The 4,674-nt window shown below is 35.6% G+C and carries 5 protein-coding genes; 4 read left to right on the top strand and 1 reads right to left on the bottom strand.

All coding sequences use genetic code 11. The annotated features are described in order from the left end of the window. Nucleotides 1-368 precede the first annotated feature (368 nt). Nucleotides 369-539, bottom strand: coding sequence for a hypothetical protein (locus ADJ83_RS26360; RefSeq protein WP_231512528.1), 171 nt, complete (start codon nt 537-539; stop codon nt 369-371). A 202-nt stretch (nt 540-741) separates the two neighbouring features. On the opposite strand from ADJ83_RS26360, the gene ADJ83_RS20240 reads away from it, so the two are divergent. The 4 genes from ADJ83_RS20240 (at nt 742) to atpE (ending at nt 4,657) form a co-directional block, all read left to right on the top strand. Then, nucleotides 742-2,949 (top strand): S8 family serine peptidase, encoded by a 2,208-nt coding sequence (locus tag ADJ83_RS20240; RefSeq protein ID WP_048718917.1) that lies wholly within the window; start codon nt 742-744, stop codon nt 2,947-2,949. A 323-nt stretch (nt 2,950-3,272) separates the two neighbouring features. Beyond that, nucleotides 3,273-3,668, top strand: a complete 396-nt coding sequence (locus ADJ83_RS20235) for an ATP synthase subunit I (protein WP_031536717.1) — start codon at nt 3,273-3,275, stop codon at nt 3,666-3,668. Between the two features lie 2 nt (nt 3,669-3,670). Next, entirely contained in the window at nt 3,671-4,384 is a 714-nt protein-coding gene (atpB, locus tag ADJ83_RS20230) for a F0F1 ATP synthase subunit A (RefSeq protein ID WP_031536716.1), read from the top strand. A 66-nt stretch (nt 4,385-4,450) separates the two neighbouring features. Continuing rightward, nucleotides 4,451-4,657 carry a F0F1 ATP synthase subunit C gene (gene atpE / locus ADJ83_RS20225; protein WP_016204791.1) on the top strand — a complete coding sequence of 69 codons (207 nt, stop codon included), beginning with the start codon at nt 4,451-4,453 and terminating at the stop codon, nt 4,655-4,657. Nucleotides 4,658-4,674 lie beyond the last annotated feature (17 nt).

Below are 4,674 nucleotides of genomic sequence, written 5' to 3'. Positions count from 1 at the left end.
CTATTTAAGCCTTTTTTAATAATAATTACTAAATAAGCGAAATTCTTCCGTCTATTTTTCAACTCAGATGCTTTGTCTTATACCCCAACCGATAAGTTCGGGTCCTCTCGAACACTCGATAAATAAGGAAAAAGACTTGCAAGCTTCTTAGTGGGCTTCAAAGTTTTAAAGTAGATAAAAAGACAAATAAACATAAGAGAAAAGCAATGAATGATAATGGCGTCATGATAAACCTTTCTTTCTTACTTTGAGACAGTAGATTAATTACTGTATTTAAACCAAGGTATAAGGTAATAACACAGACTAATATGTTTGTTGGTAAAAAATGAAAGGTGGTTAACACATTTGTATGTGTTAGAAAAATCAAACTAATAAATAAGAGAATGATAGCATTTAATATACTCAAAATCCGCAATTTTTTTGGTAGAACCCTTATGAGAACCACCCATCACATACTCTCCTAATGGATAACTAACTGAAAGTAATACTTGAAAAATTGCTACGATAATGGCTGATAGATGGACAAACCCCATTTCCATACAGAACCACCCTATTTTTACTTTTGCACCAAACTTTATAAAAAAAGCAGTATTTCCCTTTTTAATTTATATTCATCTTGAACGAAATTATTAGTATTGGCATTTGTTTGTGTGAGAAAAGTCACACCTGATTTCATGGATACATAAAATAACAACTTGCGGTCAGAATAAAAAGCATAATGATTTGCAAGGGGTGATTGGTATGTTAAAAAGAACGCTTGGAATACTCCTCATTTTCCCACTATTCATATCCTATACAACATTAGCTGCATCCTTAAAAACTCCAGACTTACCCTCGCAAAATCCAAACGAATTACAAATTGCCATTGTGCATACGAAGACTAATTATACCGAACAAGAAATAGATGAGCTCCTTAAGGAATACCCTCATTTAGAAAGAAGATTTATATTTAAAGAAGTATTCAGTGGTTTTTCGGTAGAAGGCCCTGTACGTGAACTGGAAGAGTTAAAACAAAGCGAAAGCGTAAATCAAGTATCAAAGGTGCAAACATATATGGCAGAAGCAGATGACCCTGTTGAAATTATAGGAGCAGATGAAATAAGAAATTCCTTAGGAAAATCATTAGAGCATCTAAGTGGCAAAGGAATAAAGGTAGGTGTCATAGATACAGGAATAGACTATCAGCATTCCGATTTACAGAAGAACTATAAGGAAGGCTATGATTTTGTAGATAAGGACCAGGATCCGATGGAAACAAAGGGATTAGGCAGGAGAGATACTTTTCATGGTACACATGTCGCTGGGATTATTGCAGCAGATGGAAAGATGAAAGGTGTAGCTCCTAATGCGATTATTTATGCCTATAGAGCACTAGGTCCGGGGGGCTCTGGAACAACAGAGCAAATATTGGCTGCGATTGATAGAGCTGTAAGAGATAAAGTAGATATTATTAACCTCTCATTAGGCAGTGATGTAAATGGTCCAGATTTGCCGATTAGTCTTGCCTTAAATGAGGTAGTGAAGAAGGGGATTATTGCCGTTGCGGCTGCTGGGAATGCAGGTCCAGCAGAATGGACGGTCGGTTCTCCAGGTACAGCCTCTAAAGCTATTTCAGTTGGAGCCTCCACTCCTAATATATATACACCTTTTATCCTTATAAATGATCATAAAATCCCTTTAACCAATATGGAAAATAGTGAAAAATGGGCAGATACAGGCTCTGTTCACTTAGTAAGTGGTGGAATAGGGAAGAAAAATCAATTAACCGATGTAAAAGGAAAACTTGTATTAATGGAAAGAGGCGAACTAACCTTTACAGAAAAAGTGCAAAACGCATATGAAATGGGAGCGATTGGTGTACTTATATACAACAACATAGAAGGACCTTTTCAAGGGATGCTAGAAAAAGAAGTAGCTATACCAGTGGCAGGAATTACGAAGGCAGAGGGAGAATTTATAAAGGAGTCTATTCGTAAAAAAGAAACATATTTAACAATAGTAAAAAAATGGGAAAAAGATATATTGGCAGATTTTAGCTCTAGAGGCCCTGTTACAAGCACTTGGGAAATTAAACCAGATGTGCTTGCGCCAGGAGTAGTGATAAATAGCACAGTCCCTAATGGTTATATGTCATTACAAGGGACAAGTATGGCAGCTCCCTTTGTTGCGGGAGCTTGTGCATTGTTATTAGAGGCGCATCCAGACTGGGGTCCAGAAGAAGTGAAAGCATCTTTAATGAATACAGCAAAGCCGGTCAAAAATAGACAAAATGTGACATATAAAGTATATGAACAAGGGGCAGGTCGAATTCAAGTTGATAAAGCGATAAAAGCTAATGTTCTAATTACGCCTGGAAGTATTCGTTTTGGTAAATACAAATTGGTGAAAGAACAAAACCAATATAAGGCGTACATTACGGTTAAAAATGTCGGTGATAATATGGAAAAAATATCCTTTGATTTTCCAAAAGGAAAAAGGGGGATTAGCTGGCGATTGCCTCTTTCATTTACACTAAAACCGGGTCAGAAGAAAAATGTCCCAATTATAATGAATATTGACAGTAATCTTTTTAATGAAAAACTTCAAGATGGTATAATTAAGGTAAGGGCCGGTGAGCAATTAATAAAACTTCCTTATTTATATGTACTAGAGGAACCCGACTATCCTAGAATTATGGGGTTTGATCTCCTTAAAAAGACTGGAGAAAATAGTTATGAATATGAGACGTATTTACCGACAGGCGCTGAAGAATTTGGAATAGCTCTTTTTCGGGAAGATACATTACAATTTATTCAGTTTTTAGATTGGAAAAAAGAAGTGAAAAGAGGACGGTTAAAAGGGGTATTTAGTGTTGGAGATTTGGACGAATCAGGAAACTATCGAATCAAAGTTTTTGCGAAAAAAGCCGGAAAAGAGGACATGCTTGAAAAAATGTTGAAAATAAAATAAGCTATAAGTTAGAGATTGTTAAAAGGTGAGCAATGAATTTTTTTTTTGTATTTAAATGCATTGACATTGACAATACCCTATTGTATGCTTACAAGGGGTATGAATAGGTTTTCACCCGCGGAGTATCAAGATTTTAACACAGAGATAGTGTTAATAGAGTTAACGGGCAAAAGTGAATTTTACTAGTTTATCTTTGGAAATTGAAGATAAATTATCTGGATTGACACCCGTAAAATGATACAAAAGGAATGTGCTTTTTCTCTGCTTCGCTTTATTTTTCGCGGGTTTAGAGTGATGCCCTGAAAATAAAGGAGGATAGAGATTTGGAACAATTATTTGAGATATACATAAGGGTTAAAAAATATCTTTATTTCTTTTTATCATTTTGTGCATTTGCTTGGGCGCTTACCCCCTATCAATCTGTTTTTCTTGGTCTCTTCGTCGGAACGAGTGCCAGTGTATTCAATCTCACCTTATTGGTTAGAAGAGCAAAGGTATTTGATAAAGCCATTGAAGATGAAGGGAAGGTTTATGGTTTAGGAACTCTTTCTCGAATGGCGACAGCAGTAATTGTTTGCTTAATTGCCGTAGAATATCCACAAAAAGTTCACTTAATAAGTGTTGTAATTGGATTGATGACAGCTTATATTGTCATTATGGCAGATTATTTAGTGCGTTATTTTATTTTACATAAGAATGGTGAGAAAAGAGGTGAGTAATATTGCATCATGAAGCACCTACCAAAGTGTTTTTAGGATTAACTTTTAACCTATCTAATGTTTTAATGATTGTTGTATCAAGTTTAATTGTGTTTTTAATCGCATTTTTCCTTACTCGAAATCTTCAAATGAAGCCAACTGGCAGACAAAATTTGATGGAGTGGATAATGGACTTTGTCCGAAATATTATTAAGAATAACATGGATTGGAAAGATGGTGGAAGATTTCACGTATTAGGGATCACCCTTCTTATGTACATCTTTATTTCCAACATGTTAGGACTGCCTTTCGCTATTACAGTGGATCATACGCTTTGGTGGAAATCCCCAACTGCCGATCCTGGTATAACCTTAACGTTGGCAATTATGGTAGTGGGTTTAACTCATTACTACGGTGTCAAAATGCGTGGTACAAAAGGATACTTTAGGGAGTATGTACAGCCAGTAGGATTTTTACTACCATTAAAAATTGTCGAAGAATTCTCTAATACACTCACACTTGGTCTTCGATTATACGGAAACATTTTTGCGGGTGAGGTTCTACTAGACTTACTAGTGAATAGCTTAGCTAAGACAAATATTATTGGTACAATAGCAGCCTTCCCATTAACAATGGTATGGCAAGGGTTCTCTATTTTTATCGGAAGTATCCAAGCTTTTATTTTCACTTTATTAACAATGGTTTATATGGCTCATAAAGTAAGTCAAGACCATTAATATATATACCCAGTTCAGAAAATGGACAAACTTTATAATAATTACAATTTAGGGAGGATTTTAATAATGGGTTCATTAGCAGCAGCAATTGCAATTGGTTTAGCAGCACTAGGTGCAGGTTTAGGTAACGGATTAATCGTTTCTCGTACAGTAGAAGGGATTGCTCGTCAACCAGAAGCAAGAGGTATGCTTCAATCAACAATGTTTATCGGGGTTGCGTTCGTAGAGGCGATTCCTATCATGGCGGTTGTTATCGCATTTATGGTTCTTTAATAGATTTAGAATAAATT

It is taken from the genome of Bacillus sp. 522_BSPC (genome assembly GCF_001076885.1).
Classification (GTDB): Bacteria; Bacillota; Bacilli; order Bacillales; family Cytobacillaceae; genus Niallia; species Niallia hominis.
This window is presented reverse-complemented; position numbering and strand designations above follow the sequence as displayed.